We start from the raw sequence: 24,743 nt of genomic DNA on the forward strand, positions 1-24,743 counted from the left end.
TCAAAGCCCGGTGACCAAATCCTGGCGATCAAAAAGCTCCGTGATCCCCGGCCCTGGGATTACGGCACCGTGATGATAGCAACGGCCTGCTGGGTTTCATCCCGCAGTTCCAGGCTGGCGATGCTGGCCAGCTGAACCGGCGTGGCGCCCATAACCTTCACCCTCCCGCTGGGGGTTGCGGTCCAGGCACAAGCCCGGTCCTCGCCGCCGTTGCGGTCCCGGATCCAGAGCGAGAGGGTTCCGTCCAGCGGCAGCTTGCTGCCGTTCACGGCCAGCTCGGTGCCCCACGTTTTCCGGGCGAGGTCGATGCTGAACTGCAGGCCATTGCCGGACTGGACCGAGTAGCTGGCGTCCGGCACCGGCGGCCGGCTGAGCAGCGGCGCAGCGGCCAGGCCCAAGGCGAGGCACGCGGCGGCGACGGCGCCCACCAGCGCTGCCCACCGCCGTCGTAATTTACGACGGCGGGTGGCCAGTTCATCGAGGACTGTGAGGGGCACTGAACTGCCTGACTCAGGGGCCGCCCTGGGGCGGGCACCCGCCGTCAACGCCACCGCCTCCGGGACCGGCAGCGCGTCCAGCAGGGCCGGCAGGCTTTCGAACTCGGCGAGTTCGGCCCGGCAATCCGCACAGGACTCGAGGTGGGCTTCGAAACGTTGCGAATCCGCGGGGTCAAGCCCACCGAGAACATAGGCGCCCATCAGGTGATGCAGCTGAGAGTCATTCACCGTTCCACCCCCATTTCATCCAGGATGATCCGCAGCGCCCTGACGGCGTAGTAGGCCCGGGACTTCACGGTTCCGCTAGGGATGTTCAGCTGCACGGCGGCCTCGTTGACGGTGAAACGGCGGTAGTGGAGTGCCACGAGGACCTCGCGGTGTTCGGTACTGAGCCGAAGCAGCGCCTCCTCCATAAGCACGCGGTTGAGGAGTTCATCCACGCGTTCTACGGTTTGGGCGGGATCGGAGAGGTCGCGTTCCATCACTTCGGCCGGGCGCCGTTGGGCTTTGCGGTAGTTGTCTATCATGATGTTCCGGGCGGTCCGGAACAGGTAGCTGCGCAGGCTTCCGGTGATCTCCGGTGCCTGCTGCCAGACGCGCAGCACGGTCTCCTGCACCACGTCCTCCGCCAGCTGTGGGTCACGGGATGCGCTGAGGACAAAACGGCGCAGCGCTGCGCCGTGTTCGCGGTAGATCGCAGCCACCACGTCCTCATCCAGCGGCATGCCGCCCCCTCCTGTCCCCGGTTCCCGTCCCGTCCCGTCCGGTCACTGTACATTCCGGCTGATACGACGTCCCCCGCACGCAAAAGGTTCACTGGCCGTGGTCCCCCCGGAACCGGCGCCGGAAACAGGGGAGCTGGTTCTTGAACCATTCTTCACCCTTGCGCGTCGTACCGGTTAGTGCCCGGTGATCCGCCACCGGGCCCCAGACGAGGAGCGTTCACATGAAAAAACATCTAGGCACGGGTTTTGCCACAATGGCCCTCATGGCCGCGCTTTCTGGCTGCGCGGGCAGCCCGGGAACCAGTACAACAACGGCGGCGCCCACTCCGTCGGCCACGAGTCCCGCAGCCACATCCGCCGCCCCGACGACTGGCACCCCCACCGCAGCGGCCGCCGTCGACCTCAAGGCAGCGTCCTCCAGCGCCGGCAATATCGTGGTTGATTCCGCTGGCATGAGCCTGTATTTCTTCACCAAGGATGTGAAGGACTCCGGGACAAGCGCCTGCACGGGAGCGTGCCTGACCGCGTGGCCGCCGCTCCTCACCACCGCGGCCACGCCCGCCGCCGAAGGCGTCACCGGCACGCTTGGGACCATCGCGACGCCGGACGGGGCCAAGCAGGTGACCCTGAACGGGCTGCCGCTGTATTACTTCGCACAGGACAAGAATCCCGGCGACATCCTGGGGCAGGGCGTCAACGGCGTCTGGAATCTGGCCACGCCGGCCGGGGAAATGATCCGGTCCGCGGCGTCAGGCTACTGACGGCAGGCACGCTCAGTCACGGCGACGGGATGGGACGGGACGGGGACGCTTAGGGTTGGATTCCGTGTAGCGGGACTGGAGGCGCGGACGGCAGGGGCAGGGCCGGGGGCTGCCCCTCGCTGTTCAGTGGCCCACCCGGCACGACGGTCTCAGGCAGCGAAAGATCTGGCAGGGGCACCGCCGGCGCTAAACCCGAGGGGGCGGGCGCAGGCTGCGTGGACTGGCTGGAACCGGATCCCGGGGCGGCCGGAACCGGCACAGTGGCAGCCGGCCCGGTGGGTCCTACGGCAGGGACGCCGGGCTGGACCGGGCCCGGGGTCTCCGCCGGCGCGGGGGCAGGACTGCCGCCAACGGTGGACACAAAAGATGTGACTGCGTGGTTGACCTGGCCAATGGAATCCCTGATCCCTTGGTCGGAGGCAACGGCAACGGCGCCGCCGGCCGCCAACGAGACGGCCACGGACAGCGTGGTGAGGGTGATCCTGCGACGGGCACGACGGCGGGCGGCGAGCTCGTCGGTTGCCTCGGCGGGCTCGTCCGTTGCCACGGCGGGGGTCTGCGTCACTGCGGGGCTCCGTGTCACGGCGGGCATCATGAGCGCGGCGACTGCAGCGGAGGGCGCCGGCTGCTCGGCTGCGAGCGCACGGAGTTCCAGCAGAGCAGGGCGGAGGCCGCCGTCGTCGTCAAGCCCTGCCTCCAGCAGCAGCCGGTCAACAGAGGCGTCGTGGCGGGAACCGTTGCGTGTGCCTGCGGTATCACTCATGATCTGCCTGGTTTCTTCTAAGAGTCTGGTCCTTGAGATTTTGCAGCGCCCTGCGTTGGAGCTGCTTGATGGCACCCTGGGACTTGCCCATGATGCCGGCCACCTGTTCGATCGATAAGTCCGCCACCACCCGCAGTGCCAGGACCTCGCGGTGGTCATCGGCGAGGCCTTCAAGCAGGGCAGCCGCGCCGCCGCTGCGGCCTAAAGCGTGGTCCTCCGCGGACTCCGTGCTGCGCCCGTCCTGCAGGGGGTCGTACGGGGTGAAGTCCGGCCGGCGCTCGACCCGCCGGTAGTAATCCACCATCCGGGCGTGCGCGATGGAAAAAACCAACGACTTGGCACCCTGCAGCCCGCCGGTCAGCTCGCCAATCTTCGGGAAAAACGCCAAGAATACGTCCTGGGTGACAGCCTCGGAATCGTCCACGCCGCGGGCCTTGAGGTAGCCCTGGACCGCTCCGGCAAAGGTTCGATAGACAGCACCGAAGAGCACAGCCGGATCAGCACCGGCAGTGTCTGCAAATGTATCTATGTCTACTTCGGCCAAAGTGTCTAGCACCAGTGGCTCCTCCATCCCGGGCAGCGGACTCGCTCATCCCGGTATTCGGCGCGGTGTGCGCCGCTGCTATCGGTCGGCTGCTGTCGGCCAGCAATCTTGCTGCAATGTGGGCTGCGGGAATCCGGTCCGTGCGGAGTCAGTTCCCGCAGTCCACACTAGCTGAGCAGGTCCTAGCGGTTCGAAACGGCGGGAACGTCTACAACGCCGCCCGGCACGGCCGGAACAGCAGGAACGGCGGGAACGGCGGGAACGCCGTCGACACCCGGAACTGCTGGTACGGCGGGGACTGCGGGCAGTTCGGGGCGCTCAGCCTTGGCCGCAGCGGAACCCTCGCCGGAGGCGTCGGCGTCAACGGAACCGGCACCCTTCGCAACAACATCGGCGCAGAAGGCGTCAACATTGGTTTCGCCCTCAGCGGCGATGACCAGCGACGAGAAGCCCTCGGAGGCTGCGTTCAGTCCACCGTTGGTGAAAGCGGTGCAGAGGCCAAGGGCGGCGGCACCTGCAGCGTCCACTGTGGTGCCGGCAACAGCAGAGGCGTTGGCCTCGGCTGCGACCTCATCGCCGGAGACGGCTGCTTCGCCGGTAACTGCTGCTTCGCCGGAAGCGTTTGCGGAGGCGGACTGGGTGGCGTCAGCGGCCAGCTTCGGGGCCGGGGCGCCGAGCAATTCGTGGGCGGTCTGCTGTGCGTCGGCCGGAAGGGCACCGGAAACGGCTGCAACGCCGGTTCCACCGACGGCCAGGGTGCCCGCGGCGAGAACTCCGGCGGCGATTTTGCTGGTGGCGAGAACAGTGAACAACGACATATGACACTCCAAAACCTAGAGAACAATTCAGATCCGGCTCCGTGAGGAACCCTTCACCCCCTACATCGCTGGCCGGACCGGGAAAGTTACGGCACCTCCAAAAATTCTTCCTTGCCGCCGTCGAAATCGCGGGAAAGGTGCGGGGTCGCCGGCCATTTCCCGCGACCCCGCACTCTTCCGGCGAACTGGGCGAACCAGCCCCGACGAACCAGCCCCTACGAACCAGCCCCAACGATCCCGGCCCGGGACTGTGGTGGGTCTCCTACGCGTCGATCATCTCCTCGTCGTCGGCTTCCTCGAACTCAACAGCGGCGACGATTTCCTGGCTCTCCGGGTTGATCATGAACGCCTCTTCGTCGTCCTCCACCATGATGAAGTCGCCGTGGTCCGTGGTGAAGTGCCACGCCAACGTCTTCTCGCCGTCGTGCATGTAGTTGGGATCGCCCATGGTGATTTTCTGCAGCGTGTAGCCGGCCATGCCGCACAGTTCGCGGATGATGACCTCGAAGTCCGGGGCGTCCTCCAGCGCTTCCTCGTCGGCCGCGGCCTGGCGCTCCTCGAGGTTCGGAATGAGCGCAACCTGACGCTCGATGTAGGCGTCGAGCTCTTCTTCGTCGAGCACCAGCAGCCCCTCCTGGCGCAGGAGCCAGGCGGCATTGAGGGCGGTGATGTTTTCGGTTTCGAAGAGTTCCTCGAACTCGCCGTCGAGCTCTTCGATGGTGCGGACGGCTTCGTTGGACTCTTCCTCAGTGTCCAGGTCGCCGTCGAGGTAGCGCTCTTCGTCTTCGTCGGACAAGGCCTCAAACGCCGCAACAGTCCGGTTGAAGAGCTCCAGGTGGGCGGTTGCGCCCATGCCGGCGAGGCCTCCGCGGATGAGCGGGTCCACTTCGTCGCGGTCCGCGGTGAACACGTACTGGGCGAAACCGCCCTCCAGGGACTGCGTGACGTAGAAGTCCACGTAGTAGCTGCCGAGCGCCGCGGGCGCGATCTCGCCGGCGTCGAGCAGTTTCCCGTACATGGCGTTCACCACGTACACGTTGGCATCTACGACTTCCTCGCTGCCCGCATCGATGCTGGCCTTGGTCAGGACGACAGGGTTCTGGCTCATGGTCATGGGATTCCTCACTGCTGAATGCTTCGGTGCTGCTCAGGACACTTTCACGCTACGTCCGCGGGGGCGCCGGTGTGTTGAGGCGGAAGTGAACGTCCGGCGAAGTTTCAGGCTCCCGCCGGGCGAACTAAGATGAAGCAGATAACCTCCGATCGGACACGGCACCCCCGTGGCCAGCTGAAAGTAGCGCGCACCATGCCATCCCAACCGGACGAGAGTGCGGCACTGGCAATACAGACCCCCGCCATTAACGACCGCTCCCTTGCGGCCGGATTGGCGTATGCCATGGGCAGCCGGGTTTCCGGAATGTCGTTCGACGCCGCCACCGGGCTGATGCTGGGCAAGGTCCGGGGAGGTGCCGACGTCCCGTACTCCACCACGGCCAAGCTGGTCCGGAAATCGGGCGGCTGGAGCTGCACCGTGGGCGTGTGCAGCTGCCCTGTCCGCAAGGACTGCAAACACGTCGCCGCGCTGCTGTTCGCCGCCGAGGACAACCCGGCCATCCGCGTCCAGCTCCTCGCCCCCGCTGACGTTTCCCGGCTTTCCCGCCAGTCCGTCCGCCTGGACCTGGCCGACTGGGAGCAGGCCCTGAGCCCGCTCATTTCGCAGCCGGGCATCACCCAGTCCATCAGCGGCATCCCGTTGGCCCTCCAGTTCGAGATCGAGGAACCGGCGCCGCACTTCTCCTACACAGGCCGCCGCGACCCGCTCCGCAGCGTGCGCCAGCTCAAGGCCCGGCCCGTGATCATGGGCGCCAAGGGCAAGTGGATCCGCGGCGACGTCTCCTGGAACACCCTGAGCTACCTGAACTTCCGCCGCGAATGCAACGAGGCCCACATCGAGTGGATGCAGGCATTCCTGGCCGCACACACCGCCGCCGCCAACCGGGTTCACAACTCCTCCGCGCTGTGGCTGGGCCTGAACACGTTCGCCGGGAAGAACATGTGGAGCCTGCTGACGGACGCCAAAAAGATCGGCCTCGCCCTGGTTCACAGCCGCGGCACCGAGCCGGTGCGGCTCGCGGAGTCTCCCGCCGCCGTCGGGCTTAATTTGAGCCGTTACGGCCACGAACCCGCGGCGGGGCAGTCCCCAAATGAAACAGGCGACGACGGCGGGCTGGAGCTTGCGCCCACCATCACCGTTGAGGGGGAAGACGTTGATCCGGCGTCGGTGGGGACCATTGGCCGCCCCGCGCACGGCATCTTCCTGACCACCGGAGGGGAGGCATTGCCAGGTGTTTCAGCGGACAACGTGATCACGCTGGCCCCGCTGGAAAACGGGTTGAGCGAGGAACTGCTGACGTTCGTGACGGCCGGCAGCACCCTGCACATCCCGGCGAAGGACGAGACGCGCTTCCTCACCGGCTTCTACCCGAAGCTCAAGCAGGCCGCCCGGGTCACGGCGACGGACGAGTCGGTGGCGCTGCCCGCCCTGGCCCTCCCCACCCTCTCCCTGCTGGCCAACTATGGCGCGGACCACCGGGTCCGGCTGCACTGGGAATGGCACTACAAGTCCGGGAACCTGGTCACGGCCCAACCGCTGTGGCGACACCCCGGCGACCACGGCTACCGTGACGACACCGCCGAGGCCCGCATCCTGGAGGGCATCGGCCAGCCGTGGAACGTTGTTCCGGCCTTGGGCGAATCGGCCACCGGCGGCTGGGGCACGCCGCGGCTGTCCGCGTCCGCCGAACTGAGCGGTCTCGACACGCTGGCGTTTACCGAGGACGTCCTCCCCGAGCTCCGGAACGCGCCGGACGTTTCAGTGGACACTGCCGGGGACATCGCCGACTACCGCGAAGCCGAGGAAGCGCCGGTGGTTTCCATCTCCACCAAGGCCACGGAACAGCGCGACTGGTTCGACCTCGGCATCCAGATCTCGCTTGAGGGCCAGCCGGTGTCGTTCGCCGCAGTGTTCTCCGCGCTGGCCGCGGGCCAGACCAAGATGCTCCTGCCCAGCGGCGCCTACTTCTCCCTGGACCTCCCCGAACTGCACCAGCTCCGCGCCCTGATCGAGGAAGCCCGGTCGCTGCAGGACAACAAGGACGCCCCGCTGCAGATCAGCCGCTTCCAGGCCGGGCTCTGGGACGAGCTCGCGCAGCTTGGCATTGTGGATGAGCAGGCCGCCGCCTGGCGTGAGGCCGTGGGTGGGCTGCTCGAAGGCGGGATCAACGGGCTGCCGCTGCCTCCCACTCTTAACGCGGAGCTCCGGCCGTACCAGCTGGAAGGCTTCAACTGGCTCAGCTTCCTGTACCGGCACAGTTTAGGCGGGATCCTCGCGGACGACATGGGCCTTGGCAAGACCGTCCAGGCCCTCGCCCTGATGTGCGCCGCGAAGGAACAGGCTGCTTCTGTCCCTGAGGGTGCTGATTCTGTCTCTGGGGCTGCTGATTCTGTCGGGGCGCCAATTCCAGCGCCCGACGTTCCAGCGACCGACGGCGGGACTCCCTTTTTGGTGGTGGCCCCCACCAGCGTCGTGGGCAACTGGGCGGCGGAAGCCGCACGCTTCGCTCCCGGCCTCACGGTCCGGATCGTGAGCGAAACGTTCGCCAAGAACAGCCAGAACCCGGCCGTCGAACTCGCCGGCGCGGACATTGTGATCACGTCCTACGCCCTGTTCAGGATCGACTACGACTCCTACGCCTCCAAGACCTGGGCGGGGCTGGTGCTCGACGAAGCCCAATTCGTGAAGAACCACCAGTCCAAGGCCTACCAGTGCGCCCGGAAGCTGCCCGCCGCCTTCAAGCTGGCCATCACCGGCACCCCGCTGGAGAACAACCTCATGGAGTTCTGGGCTCTAACGTCCATCGTAGCGCCGGGCCTGTTCTCCAGCCCCAAGCGGTTCGCCGAGTATTACCAGAAGCCGGTGGAAAAGAACGGCGACAAGGGGCAGCTGGACAAGCTCCGCCGTCGGGTCCGTCCGCTGATGATGCGCCGCACCAAGGACCAGGTCATCCAGGACCTGCCGCCCAAGCAGGAGCAGATCCTGGAAGTGGTGCTGAACCCGCGCCACCAGAAGGTCTACCAGACGCACCTGCAGCGCGAACGGCAGAAGATCCTGGGCCTGATCGAGGATGTGAACAAGAACCGGTTCACCATCTTCCAGTCGCTGACCCTGCTGCGTCAGCTCAGCCTGGACGCGTCCCTGGTGGATCCGTCGCTGTCAGGTGTCCGTTCTTCGAAGCTGGACGTGCTGTTTGAGCAGCTTGAGGACTTGGTTGCCGAGGGCCACCGCGCCCTGATCTTCAGCCAGTTCACCGGCTTCCTGGGCAAGGTGCGCGAACGCCTTGTGGAGGAGAAGATCGAATTCTGCTATCTCGACGGCGGCACCCGGAACCGCACCGACGTCGTGAATGAATTCAAGAACGGCAGCGCGCCGGTTTTCCTGATTTCGCTGAAGGCCGGCGGCTTTGGCCTGAACCTGACTGAGGCCGACTACGTGTTCCTGCTGGATCCCTGGTGGAACCCGGCCTCGGAGGCGCAGGCCGTGGACCGGACGCACCGGATCGGGCAGGCGCGGAACGTGATGGTCTACCGGCTGGTGGCCAAGGACACGATCGAGGAAAAGGTCATGGCTCTGAAAGCCCGGAAGTCGCAGCTGTTCGCGGATGTGATGGAGGGTGACGCCCTATCCAGCGGTTCGATCACGGCCGAGGACCTCGCTGGCCTGTTCAAGGACTGAGCGGTCAAGCCTAACTGCAGGCTGTCAGGATACCGGCGATCGCATCATGCTCGGCTTGGGTGACCCACAGGCTGTAGTTGGCCTTCACGGCGGTCTGGCGGGCTACGTATTCGCACCGGAACGCCTTGTTTGGCGGGAGCCAGGTGGCCGCATCCTTGTCGCCCTTGGCGCTGTTGGCAGGCCCGTCCGCAGCCATCAGGTTCAGGGGATCGTTGGCCAGCTGCCTGCGCTGTTCGGCACTGAGCTGCTGGGCGCCCTTCTGCCAGGCGTCGCTGAGGGCGATGAGGTGGTCGATCTGGACGGCGGAGCTGGTGGTGTTGCCGCGGACGAAGTTGATGGTTGTGCCGGTGTACTTATCGGCCAGCGTACCGGTGGCAACGACGCAGTTTTGTGTACCGGGCTTGAACGTCTCACCTTCGAGGTCCCTGGCGAGGATGTCGTTTCTCGTGTCGCAGCCATTTCGGTCGACGTCGGCCCACGCGGGGCCGAATTCCTCGCGGCTGTAGCCGGTTTTGGGTGCGCGCCCCTTCACCGGGATGGTTTCCAGCTGGGCGAGAGCCGTTGCCACGTCGGCTGGGCTCACCGATGATTCGCCGGAGTCGCCCGACGGCGGCGCTTCCCTGACCGCTTCGGCCACCTTGTTTGCGGCCTGCGTCGCGGCCTGGGCTGCGGCGTCACAACCGGCCAGGGCACTGGCGAGAAACAGACTGGTCAACAGAGTCAGTGCTTTGGTGGCGGCGGAGCGGTTGATGGTTATGTCCTTCAGGAGTGCGGCGGAGATGAACACGCTACTGGCGCGGGACGTTCTCACCTGTCATGCCGGGGTGTGGAGTCTGTCACCCTTAAATGTCGTACCCCCTCGTCATGATGGAGGTATGGACAACACGGTAGGGGCAGAGATTCTGGAGACCATCGCGGCCTCTGCTTTGCAGCTGGCCGGGGTGCTTCGAGGGACGTCCGCGGATCCGGCCGCTGACCTGGCCGCGGGCTCGGCCGCCAGCCCGGCGGCAATTGGTCCGCCTGCAACTGATCCGGCCGATTCCCCTTCAGTGACTGGTCCATCCGCCAGGTGTGGGGACTTGGCTCGCCGGCAGGCTGAGCTTTGCCTGACCGTCCTGTCGGGGACCGTGGGGATGGAAGCCATGTTCGCAGCCGTGAAGGTCCATGCCGCCAGCGGTTACGACGAGGCCGCTCAAACCATCGCGGCCCCCATCACTTCCCCCCAGGAGCAGACCGCCCAGGACATGGGCATCGTGGCCGAGGTCGCCTGCGCCCTGACCGTCAGTGAACGCACGGGCAGCGCGCTGCTGGGCGAACCGCACCGCCTGACCACCGCCCTGCCGCTGACGCTGGCCGCCCTGGAAGCCGGGAACATTTCCTGGCAGCATGCCCGGATCGTTGTCGACGAAACGGTCAATCTGGATCCCACGGGTGCGGCGGCGTTGGAGGCGCACTTCCTGGACCCTGATGCACCCAACCCGGCGCGGAACCCGGCCGGAGAAATGGTGCCGTCCCGGTTCCGTCACAAGGCCCGGACCTGGCGCGAACGCCACCACCCGGACAGCATCGAAAAACGCCACACCCGCAGCGCGGCGGACCGGCGGCTGGAGTACTCCCCGGACCGGGACGGCATGGCTTGGCTCTCCGCCTACCTCCCTGCCGATCAGGCCTCCGGGATCTGGGACCGCGCCACCACCGCCGCCCGCGCCCTGCAGGGCCCCACCGAGTCCAGGACCCTCACCCAACTCCGCGCCGACAGCGTCGCAGCTTGGCTTCTGGGCGGGCAGGCCAATCTGATCCCGTCACCCAAGGCGCAAGTGCTGGTCACAGTGCCGGTCTTTGCGCTGATGGGCCTGACTGATGAACCCGCGATGCTCGATGGGTACGGCCCAATTCCGCCATCCATGGCCCGCCAGCTGATTGCCGACAGCGCCGATTCATTCCACCGCGTCCTGACCGACCCCCGCGACGGAGCACCGCTGGAAATCGGCCGTGACAGCTACCGGATACCCAAAGCGATGCGCCAATGGCTTAGATTGCGGGATGGGAAGTGCCCGTTCCCCGGCTGCAGCAACCAGTCCCTGGACAACGAAGCCGACCACCTCCTCGCCTGGCGCCAGGGCGGAAACACCGGGATCAGCAATCTCGGTCAGCCTTGCCCCAAGCACCACCGGCTCAAACACACCACGCCCTGGAAACCCAGCACGGCGAGTTCCACCGACCCGCCCGGCTGGATATCACCCACGGGCCGCCACTACGCCAGCGAACACCCCGACTGGGAACCACCCATCTGGCCAAACCAGGTAGTGAACCAACTCCCCCACAAGGAACCTGGCCCCGCCCTGCCCGAAAGCCATCTGCCGGCAGACCCAGAGCCGGGGTCAGAGCCGAAATGGCTGCGCCGCCTCCAAGAAGCAGAGCCGGCACCATTCCCATCCGTACCCGATTTCTTCTGGCTGACCCATCAGCCCGGGGCCGGTGCGGCACCTCCAGTCCCCTGCGCTAACACTGGCTAAGCCCTGCCACGCACTGGCTGAGCGAGCCCTGTCACGCAGCCGGGAAGCAGCTGGGAAGCAGCTGGGAAGCAGCTGCGGGAAAGCACTTTCCCGCATATGCTGTAAGGAATTCCGTCTTCGCATCCACCTGGAGATTCCCGTGCTCACCAAAGCCGCCGCTTCAGATTCAATCCGGGAACCTGCAGCGTCCAGCGTCGCGCCACTCAGCGCTGATGCCTTCAGGACTCCCTACCGGGATCCCATCTGGGAGGGCCCCACGAACCCCACACCTGGGGCCCGATCACTTGACCGGCGACTGGGTGCTCTTCTACACGCAGCGACGGGCTACGGAAACCGGGCTGACCGGCGTCGAGTGGGTCCATGGCACGGCCGTTGGAGTGGCCCGCTCATCCGACGGCGGGCTCCTGAGACGGCCGACGGCGGTCCAGTAGTAGGACGGCACGCGGACGTTGTGCCTATGGACGCAGCGGCGGACGGCAAGGAACGAGCCCTGATCATTTACTTCACACATCCGCATTGGAATGGCGAGGATATTGACTCCATGGCAGCAGACCCTAAGACCCACCTCAGTCACGTCCGGGCGGCCGTCCTGGAAGTTCACAACGGCAACCTCGTCTGCACAAACATCTGACGCCGAAGCATCCGAAAGCCAGGGCTTGAGAACAGGGTATCGAGGCCGGCACGACCAAAGGCCGAACTACGGAACTATAAGCCAGCGGCTGCTGGCACCGGTCCGATGTTCGGCCCAGAGCCGGACTCGCGCCGGGCGGCGCCAATGTGGGGGCCGCCCGGGAAGATCTATTTGAGTTCAGGCCTCACTGGATATCAGGCCCGCTGCGGCGAACCGAGCTCCACTGGGTCTTCATCAGTGAGGTAGGCAAGTTCCGAGTGGGCTGCGATGTCGATACCGCGCATTTCGTCCTCAGGCTTGATCCGCAGGCCGGTAAGGCGGTCGAGGATCTTGGCCAGGATCCACGTGATGCCGAACGAGTACGCCAGGACCGTGACTGTGGCCAGCGCCTGGACACCCAGCAATTCAACGCCGCCGCCATAGAACAGGCCGTTGACGGCGTTCGGAGCAGCATCGGTGGCAAACAGGCCGACCAACAGGGTGCCGATGATGCCGCCCACGAGGTGAACGCCAACGACGTCGAGCGAATCGTCGTAGCCCAGGCGGAACTTCAGTTCGATGGCGAGCGAGCAGACGGCACCGGCGATCGCGCCGATGGCCAGTGCACCCAGCGGGCTGACCGCGCCGCAAGCAGGCGTAATGGCAACCAGGGCCGAGATCAGGCCGGATGCCGCTCCCATGCTGGTGGCTGCGCCGTGGCGGAGTCGCTCAACCAGCGCCCAGGCGAGGAGCCCGGCAGAAGCTGCCACCGCGGTGTTCAGGAACACGACGGAAGCGGACTGCCCGGCCGAGAGTGCGGAGCCTGCGTTGAAGCCGAACCAGCCCACCCAGAGCAGTCCCGCACCAACGAGCACAAGCGGTCGGCTGTGCGGCTTGGTGTGCTCCATCTTGGGCCAGCCGGAGCTCTTGCCGAGCACGAGTGCCAGTGCAAGCGCCGCGGCGCCGGCGTTCATGTGCACGGCGGTTCCACCGGCGAAGTCGATTGCCTTGATGCCGCTGGCAATCCAGCCGCCCGTGACGCTGCCGTCAGCAGAGGAGAAAGCGAACACCCAGTGTGCAATGGGGAAGTAGACGATGGTTGCCCAGATTCCGGCAAACAGCATCCAGGCGCCGAACTTCATACGTCCGGCTGCCGCTCCCGCAACCAGGGCCGTGGTGACACAGGCGAAGAACAATTGGAAAGCGGCGAACAGGACCACCGGAATGGAGGCTGCCTCGTCTGCGGCGAGCAACTGTCCCATGCCCGGGAATTCAGTGATGTCCCCGATGAGTCCGAGGCCGCCCACGGAGTTTCCGAAGGCCATGGAATAGCCGAAGAGCGCCCAGAGTACCGCCACTAGGCTCGCGCCACCAAAGCACATCATCATCATCATGTTGAGAATGCGACGAGACCCCACCATGCCCCCGTAAAACAGGGCCAGGGCAGGGATCATCATACAGACCAGCGCTGAGCTGGCCAGAATCCAAGCGACATTTCCCGAATCCATGGGAAACCCCTTTCGTGGTGCGAAGAGAGAACGGAAATTGCCCTTAGAGCCGCTCCGGAGGACGGACGCGGAGTCAGTTCCACGTTCATTGGAGGGCAGCTATTGCCGTCTGGTTCCAACTGTATGGCTGCAGTTCCGCGATGGGTTTCTAGCTGGTTAAATCAACGTTTCACTCACGGGGCGAGTTTCACAGGTAACTCAAACGAACTTAGGATTCAGGGAGCCGGATATTGGAACAACGCAAGCGGCCACCGACCCTTGCTGGGTCGGTGGCCGCTATGAGCGTCAGTGTGGGGTGCTGGCTAGATAAGCCCCTGCGCGAGCATGGCGTCAGCCACCTTGACAAACCCGCCGATGTTGGCGCCCAGCACGTAGTTACCGGGATCGCCATACTCGTCCGCGGTTGATGCACAGCGGTGGTGGATGCCCACCATGATCTCGGTGAGCCGCTGCTCCGTGTGTTCGAAGGACCAGGAATCGCGGCTGGCGTTCTGCTGCATCTCAAGCGCCGATGTCGCCACGCCGCCTGCGTTCGCGGCCTTACCCGGCCCGAACAGCACACCGGAATCCTGGAACACCGAGACTGCGTCACGGGTGGAGGGCATGTTGGCGCCTTCGCCGACCGCGACCAGGCCGTTGCGGACCAACCGCGCGGCAGCATCGCCGTCGAGCTCGTTCTGCGTGGCGCACGGCAGCGCCACCGTGGCGTCGACATCCCACACCGATCCGGCTTCCACATAGGAAACGCCGGGACGGCGCACCGCGTAATCCTTGAGGCGTCCGCGTTCAACTTCCTTCACCTCACGAAGAAGCGCGACGTCGATGCCCGCCTCATCCACGATGTAGCCGGAGGAGTCGGAGCAAGCCACCACGCTGGCGCCGAGCGTCTGCGCTTTGGCAATGGCGTTGATGGCCACGTTGCCCGAACCTGACACCACCACGCGCTGCCCGTCGAAGGACGAGCCACGGGTTTTCAGCATCTCCTGGGTGAAGATGACAGTGCCATAGCCGGTGGCCTCCGGCCGCACCAGCGAACCGCCCCAGGACATGCCTTTGCCGGTGAGGACGCCGGATTCGTAGCGGTTGGTGATGCGCTTGTACTGCCCAAAGAGGTACCCGATTTCACGGCTGCCGACGCCGATATCACCGGCCGGCACATCGGTGTACTCGCCGATGTGCCGGTAGAGCTCGGTCATGAACGACTGGCAGAACCGCATCACTTCGGCATCGCTGCGGCCGCGCGGATCGAAATCCGAGCCGCCCTTGCCCCCGCCGATGGGCATGCCGGTGAGGGCGTTCTTGAAGATCTGCTCGAAGCCCAGGAACTTCACAATGCCCAGATAGACAGAGGGGTGGAACCGCAGGCCGCCCTTGTAGGGGCCGAGGGCGGAGTTGAATTCGACCCGGAAGCCGCGGTTGATCTGCACGCGCCCGGAGTCGTCGGTCCACGGAACACGGAAGATGATCTGGCGTTCGGGCTCGCAGAGCCGCTCCAGGATGGCGGCTTCAAGCAACTCGGGGTGCCGGTCGTGGACAGGGCCAAGGCTCTCAAAAACCTCGGTCACCGCCTGGTGGAATTCAGCTTCACCGGGGTTCCGCGCCAGTACCGTATTCCGGATGGCCTCAAGCCGAGCGTCCACGCCGTCTCCTCAAATTCATTGATTATTCAACACAGCATGCTAGCAACGATTGCCCTTACGGAACTTTCTGTCGCGGTCGCAATCGACTTCTACGCCCGAAAGGCGACATTGTCTCCGCCCGAATGGCGACAATACTGCCGGCGGGTTGGGCGGGTGGGCACCTGCCGTGAAACCATACGGACCATGGCCCAGAAGATTGCGTACCAGGGTGAGCCCGGCGCCAACTCCAATATCGCGTGCATGCAGATGTTCCCCCAGCTGGAAAGCGTTCCCTGCGCCAGCTTCGAGGACGCCTTCGAGCTGGTATCCAACGGCGAGGCGGAGCTGGCAATGATTCCGATTGAGAACTCGATCGCCGGCCGGGTGGCGGACATCCATATTCTGCTCCCCCAGTCGCACCTGCAGATCGTGGGCGAGTTCTTCCTGCCCATCCACTTTGACCTGCTGGGCATTCCGGGCAGCACCATCGAGGCCGCCACCGAGGTCCACAGCCACATCCACGCCCTGGGCCAATGCCGCCGCCTGATCCGTGAAGCCAGGCTGCGTCCGGTCATCGCCGGTGACACTGCCGGGTCCGCCCGGGAGGTCCGGGAGTGGAACGACCCCACCAAGCTGTCCCTCGCTCCCCCGCTCGCGGCCGAGATCTACGGCCTCGAAGTGCTGGCGTCACGGGTCGAGGATGACCCGTCCAACACCACCCGCTTTGTGGTCCTGGCGCGGGAGAAGGAACTGCCCACCCGGGAAGAACTGCCCGGACCGGCGGTGACCAGCTTTGTGTTCCGCGTCCGGAACGTCCCGTCGGCGCTGTTCAAGGCCCTGGGTGGGTTCGCTACCAACGGCGTGAACATGACGCGGCTGGAGAGCTACATGGTGGGCGACGAATTCGCCGCCACGATGTTCATGGTGGACGTCGAAGGCCACCCCGAGGACGTGCCGTTGCGCCTGGCCCTTGAGGAGCTGGACTTCTTCACCACCGAAGTCCGCATCCTGGGTGTCTATACCGCTGCCGGGTTCCGGACCGCGCAAACGGTCACTCCCTGATCCCGGGCCGCGTCACTCCCTGGCGCGGCCGTCCGCGCTGTCGCCGCCGCCCGCGGGCTCAACCTCCGCAGCGTCCACATCCGCAGGCTCAACCCGCTTGATGGAGCCCGTGGCCGGCGCTGCCGGAGGGGTGAGCACGGAAGCGTAGTCATGCTGGTTCGATTAGGTCAGGAAGCCCAGGTGGGCCTCATAACGGTCCAGGACGTCGTCGATCATTTGCTGGTGAGTTACGCCCATCAGGTCGTAGCCCTCGGAGCCAGTCTGGGCGAAGACTTCCACGCGATAGTAGACGTCGGTTTCACGGGACATGCGCCCGCCGAATATAGGCACCGGGGCTTCCACGGCCTGGACCTGATACAGGAAGTCGCGGTGGTCCGGGATGGTGACCAAAAGCGCGTAGCTGGAGATGCCGGGGTGTTCGTTCGCGACGATGTCCAAGGTGGCGTGGTGTCCCTGAGCAATGAATTCCCCAACCAGTTCCGCCAGGGCCGGTTGTGCGGTGCCTTCCATAAACAGAGCCACCTCTTTCTTCGACGGGTAGGACCGTATCCCTGCCAGCCGCTGGCGCCAGGTGCGGTCCCGCACGTGGCCTCCGTGCACCGCCATTGCCTGCCTGCGTAGCACCTGGCCCTCACGCTCTGCCCGCTCCATCCGCAGTGCCTTGGAGAAGGAAGCCATCACCAGCCAGGCGATGATCGTCACCGGCAGGGCGAAGATCAGCGTCGCGTACTCCATGGTGGTCACGCCGCCAGCCACCAGCATCGCGATGGTCAGCACCGCCGTGAGCGCTGCCCAGAAGATGCGCAGCCATTTGGCCCCATCCTGCGAAGGATCCGGGATGGTGGAGGAGAAATTGGACATCACCATGGCGCCGGAGTTGGCGCTGGTGAGATAGAACAGTACGCCGGACAACGTCCCCAACCCGATCAGGAAACCGGCGCCGGGGAACATACCCAACAGCGCATACCAGCCCTGTTCCGGGCTGTCGATGGCCAGCTGAGCGAACTCGGTATTCCCGCTGAGGACCTCGTGCATGGCGCTGTTGCCGAAGATGCTCACGATCAGGAAGTCACACAGCACCGGGGCGGTGATGGCTGCGATGACGAACTCCCGCAGCGTCCGCCCGCGTGAGATACGGGCCAGGAACAGGCCCACAAACGGCCCCCAGGCAAGCCAGAACGCCCAGAAGAACAACGTCCAGCCAGCCATCCACTCCGAGCCGCCCTCCTCGTACGCAAAGGTCTGCAGGGTGCGGTCGGGCAGGGTGAAGATAAACCGGCCGATGTTCTCCACCAACGAGTTGAGCAGGAAGGAGGTCTGGCCGGTCACCAGGATGTAAAGCAGCATGGCCGCGGAGCTCCAGATATTCAACTCGGAAATCCAGCGGATCCCTTTGTCAACCCCCGACGTGCACGCCGCGATCGTCAGGACGACGGCAACAATCACCAACGCGATCTGCAGGGCCAGGCCTTGCTCCAGGCCGAACAACAAGGCGAAACCGACATTCAGCAACACCACGCCGATCCCCATGGACGTGGCCACGCCGAAGACAGTGCCGACGAGGGTGACGATGTCGATCGCGTCGCCGATCCCGCCCCGGACCCGCTTGCCCAGCAACGGATACAGGGCCGCCCTGATGGACAGCGGCATGCCCCAGCGGTAAGCGAAGTACCCCATGGCCATACCGAGGAGCGCATACATGGCCCAGCCGGCCACGCCATAGTGGAACATGGTCCACACCACGGCGTCCTGGGCCGCCGCCGGCGTCTGTCCCTGGCCCGCAGGCGGGTTCATGTACTGGCTAATGGGCCCGGTCACCGAGAAGAAAAGCATGTCGATGCCCACTCCGGCCGCGAACAGCATGGCCACCCACGTGAAAAGCTTGTACTGCGGGCGGGAGTGGTCCGGACCGAGCCGGACCGAGCCTTCCTTGGACAGTGCCACCCACAGCACAAACCCGATCACCACTGTGACGGTGAGGACGTAAAACCAGCCGAGGCTCTCCGCGACCCAGGCCACCACCGTCTTCATGGTGCCGGCCGCACCCGTCGGCGTGAGCATCGCCCAGATAGAGAAGGCGATGATGATGGCTGAGGCGATGATGAAGACGCGCCAGTTGACCCTGGGCCCGCGGTCCTGAATGAGTTCGGCGGGCGCCTCGCTCAGTTCGTGGCTGGAGACGGGAGGGCGGTTTTGGAAGTCGGGGCCGTTGTGCCGCCGGTCCGTGCCGCCGAGTTGGGTGCGCGGGATCAGCTTCTTCGGTGACCCGTCCTGGGTGTGACGCGCGTCTCCTTGTTCGGCCATGAAATCCCATGCTAGTCTACGGTCCGAATCGAGTCAGCGAATCGGGATCGATGCCCCGCCGGTCATGCCTCCTGGGACGGCTCCCCGTTCTCACGGCGCGGGAGGAGCGGGGCGAAAAACGCGGCGAATTCCGCCGTCGCGCCCAACGGCAGGACGTTGGCCACGTACTGGTCAGGCCGCACCACCACAACCACGCCGCCGCGGTCCAGGCCGCGGAGCTCGAAGATGTCAGCTGCGGGATCGGTGGCGTAGACCTTCTCGTAGTCCGTCAGCTGGAACGGCCCGACTGACGGCTTGAACACCGCCGGGACAGCACCGATATCAAGGTTTGTGTGGTCCTGCTGGTAGATGACCTTCACGTCGAACCACGCGTCCCGGTCAGCGCCCGACGGCGTCGCGGCCAGCGGCGATTCGGGCGAGTTCGCGATCCACCCGGCAAAGTCGATGACGGATGACGTCGCCGCAGCGGGTGCTGCCGGGTCGGCGAAGACGTAGATGCGCCACCGGCCGTCCGCCGTGGCGTGGTGGCCGAGATGCATCGGGTTGCCGTCGCATACCCGCACCACTGGCGCGGACTTGAACCGTTTGCCGATGGGGAAGCCGGCGGCCAGGTGCTGGTGCACCGGTTCTGCGGTGACCATCGACGGCGTGTACTGGGTCATAAAGCCCGCGGGGAACTCGGCCGTGCTGACGTAGAAGTCCTCAAGCTCGGAGGGGTTCGCAAACTCCTCGGGCTTCTTCGCCATCATGGTGGACCACTCTTTGTCGAAGTCGATCAGGTTCTTGGCCACCACCTGGCGCTCCGCCGAGTAGGTGGCCAGCAGGCTTGCCGGGCTGCGGCCTTCGAGCACATGTCCGAGCTTCCAGCCGAGGTTGAAACCGTCCTGCAGGGAGACATTCATGCCCTGGCCGGCCTTGGCGCTGTGCGTGTGGCACGCATCGCCGGTGATGAACACGCGGGGTGTGCGCGTCCCGCGCTGGTCCGGCAGGACGTCGTCGAACCTGTCCGTGAGGCGGTGGGCGACCTCATACACGCTGTGCCAGGCGACGTTGCGGACGTCCAGGGTGTACGGGTGCAGGATGGTGTTCGCGTGGCCGATGATCTGCTCGATGGTGGTGCTGCGCACCGCCCCGTGGTCCTCCGGCACGACCTCGCCGAGGTCAACGTACATGCGGAAGAGGTGGCCGCCTTCGCGTGGGATCAGCAGGATGCTGCCGCCCGCACCGGACTGGATGGCGCATTTTGTGCGGATGTCGGGGAAGTCGGTGACGGCGAGGATGTCCATAACTCCCCACGCGTGATGGGCCTGGTCACCGGACATGGTGCAGCCGATCGATTCGCGCACCTTGCTGCGGGCGCCGTCCGCGCCTACGACGTACCTGGCGCGGACCACCCGCACCTGGCCCTCCTCAGGGCCTGAACTGTGGACGAGCCTCACCGTGACAGGGTAGTCGCCGTCGCCAATTTCGAGGCTGACGAATTCATAGCCGTAGTCGGGCGACATCCGCGCTGGCGCGTTGGCCATGTATTCGGCGAAGTAGTCCAGCACACGGGCCTGGTTGACGATCAGGTGCGGGAACTCGCTGATGCCCGTAGGGTCGTCCGGCGTGCGGGCCGCGCGGGCGATCCGGGAATGGTCGGCGGGGTCCGGTTTCCAGAACGCCATTTCGGTGATGCGGTACGCCTCGGCGATGATGCGCTCCGCGAAACCGAACGCCTGGAAGGTCTCGACGCTGCGGGCCTGGATTCCGTCCGCCTGGCCGATGACAAGCCGCCCGGGGCGGCGCTCCACGATGCGCGTGGTGACGCCGGGGAACCGGGAAAGCTGGGCCGCAGTGAGCATGCCTGCGGGGCCCGTGCCCACGATGAGCACGTCCACTTCGTCGGGAAGTTCGGCAGGCCGGTCCAGACCGACGCCGGATGCTGACTGGACCCGCGGGTCACCGGATACGTAACCGTGGTGGTGGAACTGCACGGGCTTTCCTCACTTCGTTGTGTGGCTGGCAGATCTCGAGTTCGATAATAGAACTCGATATTCTAAATATGAATACTGCCCTGAAGTGGAATTCTACGCGGCCGTGATCCAAGCCACAACCTGCCCCTGCGACCGCGAGCCGGGGACCTCCGGTGCCGCTAACACATCGCCGGCGCTGCCGACATTCCGGGGCTGAACTGGCGGCGGGCCCAGCGGGCGAGTTTCTTGCCCTTGCCCTTCCACCAGTTGTCCTCGTCCTTGTCGTGGTGCAGGCGGAAGATGATCGCCACCATCACGAACATCGACATGCCAACATCCATCCAGGACCAGGCCAGCGCGTCGATCAGCACGCTCATGCCGGCGGAGATGATGGACGGAACGGCCAGCGTCCGGAAGACCGTGCTGGCCACATAGCGCCGGTGCGACCTCGGCACGGACAGCGCCCGCACCATGTCAAAGCACACGCACACCACCACGACGGTCTGACCGATGGCAAGCAGTACCAGCCCAACACTGGACCCTGCGAACATAACGACTGAAGAACCAAACACGCGAAAACCCCCAGAGGCTCGAACCTGCGCTTGTGAGACCGAAGCTGAAGTTCCAGTCAAGCAAGTGGGGGTTGTCGGGTCACGAGTAGTGAGTACTCGCTTTTCGGGCATCAGGCGAGCGTTGTTGCTGCCTCAGATGAGCATCGCCTGCCGCACGTTGGCGGCCGATGCGGCGCCGCCGGCTCCTGCGGAGGAGACCCGTCCGGCCGACAGGACGTAGTAGCTGTCCGCAGCATGGAGGGCAAAACCGATGTGCTGCTCCACCAGGAGGATGCTCATGCCGTCGCGCTGGGACAGCTTGACGATGGTCGCTTCGATCTCGGCCACAATGTTTGGCTGGATACCTTCGGTGGGTTCGTCGAGTATCAGGAGGCGCGGGTCAGTGATCAACGCCCGGGCGATGGCCAATTGCTGCCGCTGGCCACCCGAGAGGAGCCCGGCCCGACGTGCCAGCAGCGGCCGGAGCGCGGGAAACATGTCGAGGGCCTCGGCCACGCGTTCAGCCCCGTTCCTGCGTCCGTCCGCGATGAGCTGCAGATTCTCCATAACGGACAGCTGCCCGAATGACTGCTGGCCCTGCGGTACATAGGCCATTCCACGCGCTACGCGCTGGTGTGGGCGGAGGCCCGAGATATCCTCCCCGTCCAGGGAGATTCGTCCTGCCATGGGTTTGAGGAGCCCGACGACGGCGCGGAGCAGTGTCGTTTTGCCGGCGCCGTTGTGCCCCAGGACGGAGACGACGGCTCCCTCCTGGACGCTGACGCTCACCCCGGACAGCACCTGGGTACGGCCGTAGCCGGTCTGCAGATTTTCGATTTCGAGCATCAGTGGCCTTCCGTTCCCGAGGTCCCCAGATAAACGTCCTGCACCTTTTTGTCTGCCTGCACCTGCGCTACGCTGCCCTCGCTGAGAACCTTGCCCGCAGCAAGGACAGAAACCGACGTGGCGAACTCCCGGACGAAGTCCATGTCGTGCTCAATCACCAGCGTGATCCGGTTGGCCGCGATGCGGCGCAGCAGTTCGCCGGTTTCCCCGCGCTCATCCTGGCTCATCCCGGCGATTGGCTCGTCCAGCAGGAGTACGTCTGAATTCTGAACCAGGAGCATACCGATCTCCAGCCACTGTTTTTGCCCGTGGGCGAGGATGCCCGCCATTTTGTCCGCCGCGCCCTGCAGGCCGATGATCTCCAACGCCTCCTCCACGGCCGGCTCCACGGATTTCCGCCGGCGCAGCATCTGGAGCGGGCTCCGGCCGGAGCCTGCGGCGATGTCGAGGTTCTGGAGCACGGAGAGGTTCTCAAACACGCTTGCGGTCTGGAAGGTGCGCCCCACACCCAGCCGGGCAATCTGGTGCACTTTGCGGCCGAGGACCTCCGTGCCGGTATGGTTCACGGACCCCGTAGCCGGCACCAGGCCTGTGATGGCATCGATTACCGTCGTTTTCCCGGCACCATTGGGGCCGATCAGGAACCGCAGGTCGCCCTGGATCACATCAAGGTTGACGTTGTCCACGGCGAGGAATCCATCAAAGGAAACCGAGAGATTACGGACTTCAAGGTATTTTGGCCGGCCGCGGCGCCATCCCCCGGCTTGTGGTTCCCCGTCAGGGAGCAGTGTGGGTGTTGTCATCTGCTGACCGCCTCAGGCTTGCTGGCTTTGACTTCGACGTTGGGGCCGGGCGCGTTGGTACTGGTCGCTGCAGGCGTTGAAGCTGCGGTCCATGGCGCTCCGGGCGTTGACGCTGCGGGCAGAGTTCTGCGCCATCTGCCCAGCAGTGACGGCAAAGAGGCAAGGCCGCCCGGCATAAACCCTATGACCAGGACAAACAGCAGTCCCTGGAAGTACACCCAGAACGACGGGAAAGTGGAGGACAGGCTGGACTGGGCGGCGGCGACGCTGACAGCGCCGAGGACGGGCCCCAAGAGGGTGGCGCGGCCGCCGATTGCGACGCCGATAAGGAAGGCGATGGACGGGATCACGCCCACGTCTGCAGGTGAGATGATCCCAACGAGCGGGACGAACAGCGCCCCTGCAACGCCCGCCAGGACGGCGGCAACCACGTAGATAACGGTTTTGACGGTCGCCGGATCGTAGCCCAGGAAACGGACGCGCTCCTCCTGGTCCCGAACCGCCACCAGCAGCTCGCCGAACCGGCTGTGCATCAGCTGCCGGGCAATGGCGACCGACACCAGCAGGACCACCGCAGCGATCATGTACAACATGAGCTTGTTGTTCGGGTCCTTCAGGTCAAAACCGAAGAAGGAGCGGAACCCGTTGAGTCCGTTGGACCCGCCGGTTGTTGCCTGCTGGCCAATCAGGAACACGGCGAAGGCGGCCGCCAGGGCCTGGCTGAGAATTGCGAAATAGGCACCTTTGACGCGCCGCTTGAAGATCGCCAAACCCAGGACGAGTGCCACCAGTCCGGGAACCAGGACCACGGCCAGGAGTGTCACCGCCGGGCTCCGGAACGGTTCCCACCAGCCGGGCACCTCGCCACTGCCGTACAGGGACATAAAGTCCGGCACCCCGGAGCCGCCGAAGAGCGACGCGTCGGCCAGTTTCATGTGCATGGCCATGATGTAGGCGCCAAGCCCGAAAAACACGCCCTGGCCCAGGGTGAGCATGCCGCCGCGACCCCAGGCAAGGCCGATGCCGACTGCCACGATCGCAAAGCAGAGGAACTTCCCCAACAGGCCCAGGTTGAACGCCGGAAGTACCGCGGGTGCAACGCCCAGGAGCAGGACTGCGCCAAGGGTGAATCCGGCCGCGGGTCCCAGCCGCCCGCGCAACAGTCTTTTCATGCCAGGCTCCTTGTTTTGAGGCTGAAGATGCCCTGCGGCCGAAGCTGGAGGAACACCACAATCACGATCAGGATCAGGACCTTGCCGATGCTGGCCGTCGTCGAGTATTCGAAGGCGGACTGCAGCACTCCCAAGGCAAAGGCCGCGATGACTGCCCCCTTGATCTGGCCGATGCCGCCGGCCACCACCACCAGGAAGGCATCCACTATGTAGTTGGTGCCGAGGTACGGGCTTGTTGAACCAATGAGGGTGACCGCGACGCCGGCGATGCCGGCCAGGCCCGAACCAATGAAGAAGGTCAGCTGGTCGCTGCGCCGGGTTGACACCCCGCTCGTTTCCGCGAGGTCCCGGTTCAGCACAACAGCCCGTATACGGCGCCCGAGCGGCGTGGCCTTCAGGAGGAGGACCAGCCCGGCGAGGCACAGCAGGGAGAGCCCCAGGATGAAGAGCCGGGTGAGCGGGATCGGAGCGCCGAGGAGCTCGATATTCCCCTGCAGCCACGCCGGCGTCCGGACATCGACGCTGGGTGCGCCGAAAATGTCGCGTGCGGCCTGCTGCAGGATGAGTGCCACTCCGAAAGTGACCAGGAGGGTGTCCAGAGGCCTGTGGTACATCCGGCGCAACAGCACCTCCTCGAGCACCAGCCCCAGGACACCTCCCACCAAAAAGCCCGCGGGAATGGACACCAACAGTGATACGCCGGCGTCGGAGATGGCCTGCTGGACCACAAAGGCCGTGTAGGCACCGGCCATCATGAACTCACCATGGGCCATGTTGATGACCCCCATCTGGCCGAAGGTCAACGACAGTCCCAGTGCCGCCAGAAGCAGCACGGAGCCGAGGCTGAGTCCGGCGAACATCTGCCCTATCAGGAGTTCCATTCCAGCAGGCCTTTCG

The 24,743-nt window shown here is 65.3% G+C and carries 22 protein-coding genes; 5 read left to right on the forward strand and 17 right to left on the reverse strand.

Annotated elements, in window-relative coordinates:
• Positions 1 to 59: 59 nt before the first annotated feature.
• Both FYJ92_RS17335 and FYJ92_RS17340 read right to left on the reverse strand, forming a co-directional pair.
• On the reverse strand, positions 60 to 725 hold the full coding sequence (locus FYJ92_RS17335; protein ID WP_185261805.1) for an anti-sigma factor: 666 nt from the start codon (positions 723 to 725) through the stop codon (positions 60 to 62).
• A complete protein-coding gene (locus FYJ92_RS17340; RefSeq protein ID WP_185261806.1) occupies positions 722 to 1,222 on the reverse strand; it encodes a sigma-70 family RNA polymerase sigma factor in 501 nt (166 codons plus the stop codon). The genes FYJ92_RS17335 and FYJ92_RS17340 overlap by 4 nt, the downstream gene beginning before the upstream one ends.
• 221 nt (positions 1,223 to 1,443) lie before the next feature.
• Here FYJ92_RS17340 and FYJ92_RS17345 point away from each other — a divergent pair, with 221 nt between their 5' ends.
• Positions 1,444 to 1,983: a hypothetical protein gene (locus tag FYJ92_RS17345; protein ID WP_185261807.1), complete on the forward strand. Its 540-nt coding sequence runs from the start codon at positions 1,444 to 1,446 to the stop codon at positions 1,981 to 1,983.
• A gap of 49 nt (positions 1,984 to 2,032) precedes the next feature.
• On the opposite strand, the gene FYJ92_RS17350 is transcribed toward FYJ92_RS17345, so the two are convergent.
• The 4 genes from FYJ92_RS17350 to FYJ92_RS17365 all read right to left on the reverse strand — a co-directional run bounded on the left by FYJ92_RS17350 (position 2,033) and on the right by FYJ92_RS17365 (position 5,222).
• On the reverse strand, positions 2,033 to 2,746 hold the full coding sequence (locus FYJ92_RS17350) for a hypothetical protein (RefSeq protein WP_185261808.1): 714 nt from the start codon (positions 2,744 to 2,746) through the stop codon (positions 2,033 to 2,035).
• Positions 2,739 to 3,317 (reverse strand): RNA polymerase sigma factor, encoded by a 579-nt coding sequence (locus tag FYJ92_RS17355; protein ID WP_185261809.1) that lies wholly within the window; start codon positions 3,315 to 3,317, stop codon positions 2,739 to 2,741. Before FYJ92_RS17355 ends, FYJ92_RS17350 begins: the two co-directional genes overlap by 8 nt.
• A gap of 155 nt (positions 3,318 to 3,472) precedes the next feature.
• Positions 3,473 to 4,108, reverse strand: a complete 636-nt coding sequence (locus FYJ92_RS17360; RefSeq protein ID WP_185261810.1) for a protein tyrosine phosphatase — start codon at positions 4,106 to 4,108, stop codon at positions 3,473 to 3,475.
• 262 nt (positions 4,109 to 4,370) lie between these two features.
• Positions 4,371 to 5,222: a hypothetical protein gene (locus tag FYJ92_RS17365; RefSeq protein WP_185261811.1), complete on the reverse strand. Its 852-nt coding sequence runs from the start codon at positions 5,220 to 5,222 to the stop codon at positions 4,371 to 4,373.
• Positions 5,223 to 5,414: 192 nt separating this feature from the next.
• Between FYJ92_RS17365 and FYJ92_RS17370 the strand changes: the two genes are divergently transcribed.
• Entirely contained in the window at positions 5,415 to 8,900 is a 3,486-nt protein-coding gene (locus FYJ92_RS17370; protein WP_185261812.1) for a DEAD/DEAH box helicase, read from the forward strand.
• A gap of 10 nt (positions 8,901 to 8,910) precedes the next feature.
• On the opposite strand, the gene FYJ92_RS17375 is transcribed toward FYJ92_RS17370, so the two are convergent.
• Positions 8,911 to 9,687 (reverse strand): HNH endonuclease family protein, encoded by a 777-nt coding sequence (locus FYJ92_RS17375; protein WP_255482190.1) that lies wholly within the window; start codon positions 9,685 to 9,687, stop codon positions 8,911 to 8,913.
• A gap of 88 nt (positions 9,688 to 9,775) precedes the next feature.
• Between FYJ92_RS17375 and FYJ92_RS17380 the strand changes: the two genes are divergently transcribed.
• Positions 9,776 to 11,416 (forward strand): HNH endonuclease signature motif containing protein, encoded by a 1,641-nt coding sequence (locus FYJ92_RS17380; RefSeq protein WP_185261813.1) that lies wholly within the window; start codon positions 9,776 to 9,778, stop codon positions 11,414 to 11,416.
• Positions 11,417 to 11,873: 457 nt separating this feature from the next.
• A complete protein-coding gene (locus FYJ92_RS19210) occupies positions 11,874 to 12,047 on the forward strand; it encodes a hypothetical protein (protein WP_255482191.1) in 174 nt (57 codons plus the stop codon).
• Positions 12,048 to 12,241: 194 nt separating this feature from the next.
• On the opposite strand, the gene FYJ92_RS17390 is transcribed toward FYJ92_RS19210, so the two are convergent.
• Complete coding sequence (locus tag FYJ92_RS17390; RefSeq protein ID WP_185261814.1) at positions 12,242 to 13,534, reverse strand: ammonium transporter; 1,293 nt, start codon at positions 13,532 to 13,534, stop codon at positions 12,242 to 12,244.
• Between the two features lie 302 nt (positions 13,535 to 13,836).
• Positions 13,837 to 15,174 carry an NADP-specific glutamate dehydrogenase gene (gene gdhA / locus FYJ92_RS17395; protein WP_185261815.1) on the reverse strand — a complete coding sequence of 446 codons (1,338 nt, stop codon included), beginning with the start codon at positions 15,172 to 15,174 and terminating at the stop codon, positions 13,837 to 13,839.
• A gap of 183 nt (positions 15,175 to 15,357) precedes the next feature.
• On the opposite strand from gdhA, the gene FYJ92_RS17400 reads away from it, so the two are divergent.
• On the forward strand, positions 15,358 to 16,215 hold the full coding sequence (locus FYJ92_RS17400; RefSeq protein WP_185261816.1) for a prephenate dehydratase: 858 nt from the start codon (positions 15,358 to 15,360) through the stop codon (positions 16,213 to 16,215).
• A gap of 12 nt (positions 16,216 to 16,227) precedes the next feature.
• Here the strand turns inward: FYJ92_RS17400 and FYJ92_RS19215 are convergent, their stop codons facing one another.
• From FYJ92_RS19215 to urtB, 8 genes are all read right to left on the reverse strand, one after another.
• Positions 16,228 to 16,353 (reverse strand): hypothetical protein, encoded by a 126-nt coding sequence (locus FYJ92_RS19215; RefSeq protein WP_255482192.1) that lies wholly within the window; start codon positions 16,351 to 16,353, stop codon positions 16,228 to 16,230.
• A 24-nt stretch (positions 16,354 to 16,377) separates the two neighbouring features.
• Entirely contained in the window at positions 16,378 to 18,519 is a 2,142-nt protein-coding gene (gene betT, locus FYJ92_RS17405) for a choline BCCT transporter BetT (protein ID WP_185261817.1), read from the reverse strand.
• Between the two features lie 62 nt (positions 18,520 to 18,581).
• Complete coding sequence (locus FYJ92_RS17410; protein ID WP_185261818.1) at positions 18,582 to 20,495, reverse strand: FAD-binding monooxygenase; 1,914 nt, start codon at positions 20,493 to 20,495, stop codon at positions 18,582 to 18,584.
• 158 nt (positions 20,496 to 20,653) lie between these two features.
• Positions 20,654 to 21,025 (reverse strand): hypothetical protein, encoded by a 372-nt coding sequence (locus tag FYJ92_RS17415; RefSeq protein WP_185263862.1) that lies wholly within the window; start codon positions 21,023 to 21,025, stop codon positions 20,654 to 20,656.
• Positions 21,026 to 21,178: 153 nt separating this feature from the next.
• On the reverse strand, positions 21,179 to 21,871 hold the full coding sequence (gene urtE, locus FYJ92_RS17420) for an urea ABC transporter ATP-binding subunit UrtE (RefSeq protein WP_185261819.1): 693 nt from the start codon (positions 21,869 to 21,871) through the stop codon (positions 21,179 to 21,181).
• Complete coding sequence (gene urtD / locus FYJ92_RS17425; protein WP_185261820.1) at positions 21,871 to 22,674, reverse strand: urea ABC transporter ATP-binding protein UrtD; 804 nt, start codon at positions 22,672 to 22,674, stop codon at positions 21,871 to 21,873. Before urtD ends, urtE begins: the two co-directional genes overlap by 1 nt.
• Positions 22,671 to 23,846 (reverse strand): urea ABC transporter permease subunit UrtC, encoded by a 1,176-nt coding sequence (gene urtC / locus FYJ92_RS17430; protein WP_185261821.1) that lies wholly within the window; start codon positions 23,844 to 23,846, stop codon positions 22,671 to 22,673. The genes urtD and urtC overlap by 4 nt, the downstream gene beginning before the upstream one ends.
• Entirely contained in the window at positions 23,843 to 24,727 is an 885-nt protein-coding gene (gene urtB / locus FYJ92_RS17435; protein ID WP_185261822.1) for an urea ABC transporter permease subunit UrtB, read from the reverse strand. Before urtB ends, urtC begins: the two co-directional genes overlap by 4 nt.
• Positions 24,728 to 24,743: the final 16 nt, after the last annotated feature.

Origin of the sequence: Pseudarthrobacter sp. NBSH8, from assembly GCF_014217545.1 — a bacterium.
Lineage (GTDB): Bacteria > Actinomycetota > Actinomycetes > Actinomycetales > Micrococcaceae > Arthrobacter.

Coding starts and splice junctions, on each gene's coding strand:
- FYJ92_RS17340 (WP_185261806.1), bottom strand. CDS start 1,222: ATGCCGCTGGATGAGGACGTGGTGGCTGCGATCTACCGCGAACACGGC.
- FYJ92_RS17345 (WP_185261807.1), top strand. CDS start 1,444: ATGAAAAAACATCTAGGCACGGGTTTTGCCACAATGGCCCTCATGGCC.
- FYJ92_RS17350 (WP_185261808.1), bottom strand. CDS start 2,746: ATGAGTGATACCGCAGGCACACGCAACGGTTCCCGCCACGACGCCTCT.
- FYJ92_RS17355 (WP_185261809.1), bottom strand. CDS start 3,317: ATGGAGGAGCCACTGGTGCTAGACACTTTGGCCGAAGTAGACATAGAT.
- FYJ92_RS17360 (WP_185261810.1), bottom strand. CDS start 4,108: ATGTCGTTGTTCACTGTTCTCGCCACCAGCAAAATCGCCGCCGGAGTT.
- FYJ92_RS17365 (WP_185261811.1), bottom strand. CDS start 5,222: ATGACCATGAGCCAGAACCCTGTCGTCCTGACCAAGGCCAGCATCGAT.
- FYJ92_RS17370 (WP_185261812.1), top strand. CDS start 5,415: ATGCCATCCCAACCGGACGAGAGTGCGGCACTGGCAATACAGACCCCC.
- FYJ92_RS17380 (WP_185261813.1), top strand. CDS start 9,776: ATGGACAACACGGTAGGGGCAGAGATTCTGGAGACCATCGCGGCCTCT.
- FYJ92_RS19210 (WP_255482191.1), top strand. CDS start 11,874: ATGGACGCAGCGGCGGACGGCAAGGAACGAGCCCTGATCATTTACTTC.
- FYJ92_RS17390 (WP_185261814.1), bottom strand. CDS start 13,534: ATGGATTCGGGAAATGTCGCTTGGATTCTGGCCAGCTCAGCGCTGGTC.
- FYJ92_RS17400 (WP_185261816.1), top strand. CDS start 15,358: ATGGCCCAGAAGATTGCGTACCAGGGTGAGCCCGGCGCCAACTCCAAT.
- betT (WP_185261817.1), bottom strand. CDS start 18,519: ATGGCCGAACAAGGAGACGCGCGTCACACCCAGGACGGGTCACCGAAG.
- FYJ92_RS17415 (WP_185263862.1), bottom strand. CDS start 21,025: ATGTTCGCAGGGTCCAGTGTTGGGCTGGTACTGCTTGCCATCGGTCAG.
- urtE (WP_185261819.1), bottom strand. CDS start 21,871: ATGCTCGAAATCGAAAATCTGCAGACCGGCTACGGCCGTACCCAGGTG.
- urtD (WP_185261820.1), bottom strand. CDS start 22,674: ATGACAACACCCACACTGCTCCCTGACGGGGAACCACAAGCCGGGGGA.
- urtC (WP_185261821.1), bottom strand. CDS start 23,846: ATGAAAAGACTGTTGCGCGGGCGGCTGGGACCCGCGGCCGGATTCACC.
- urtB (WP_185261822.1), bottom strand. CDS start 24,727: ATGGAACTCCTGATAGGGCAGATGTTCGCCGGACTCAGCCTCGGCTCC.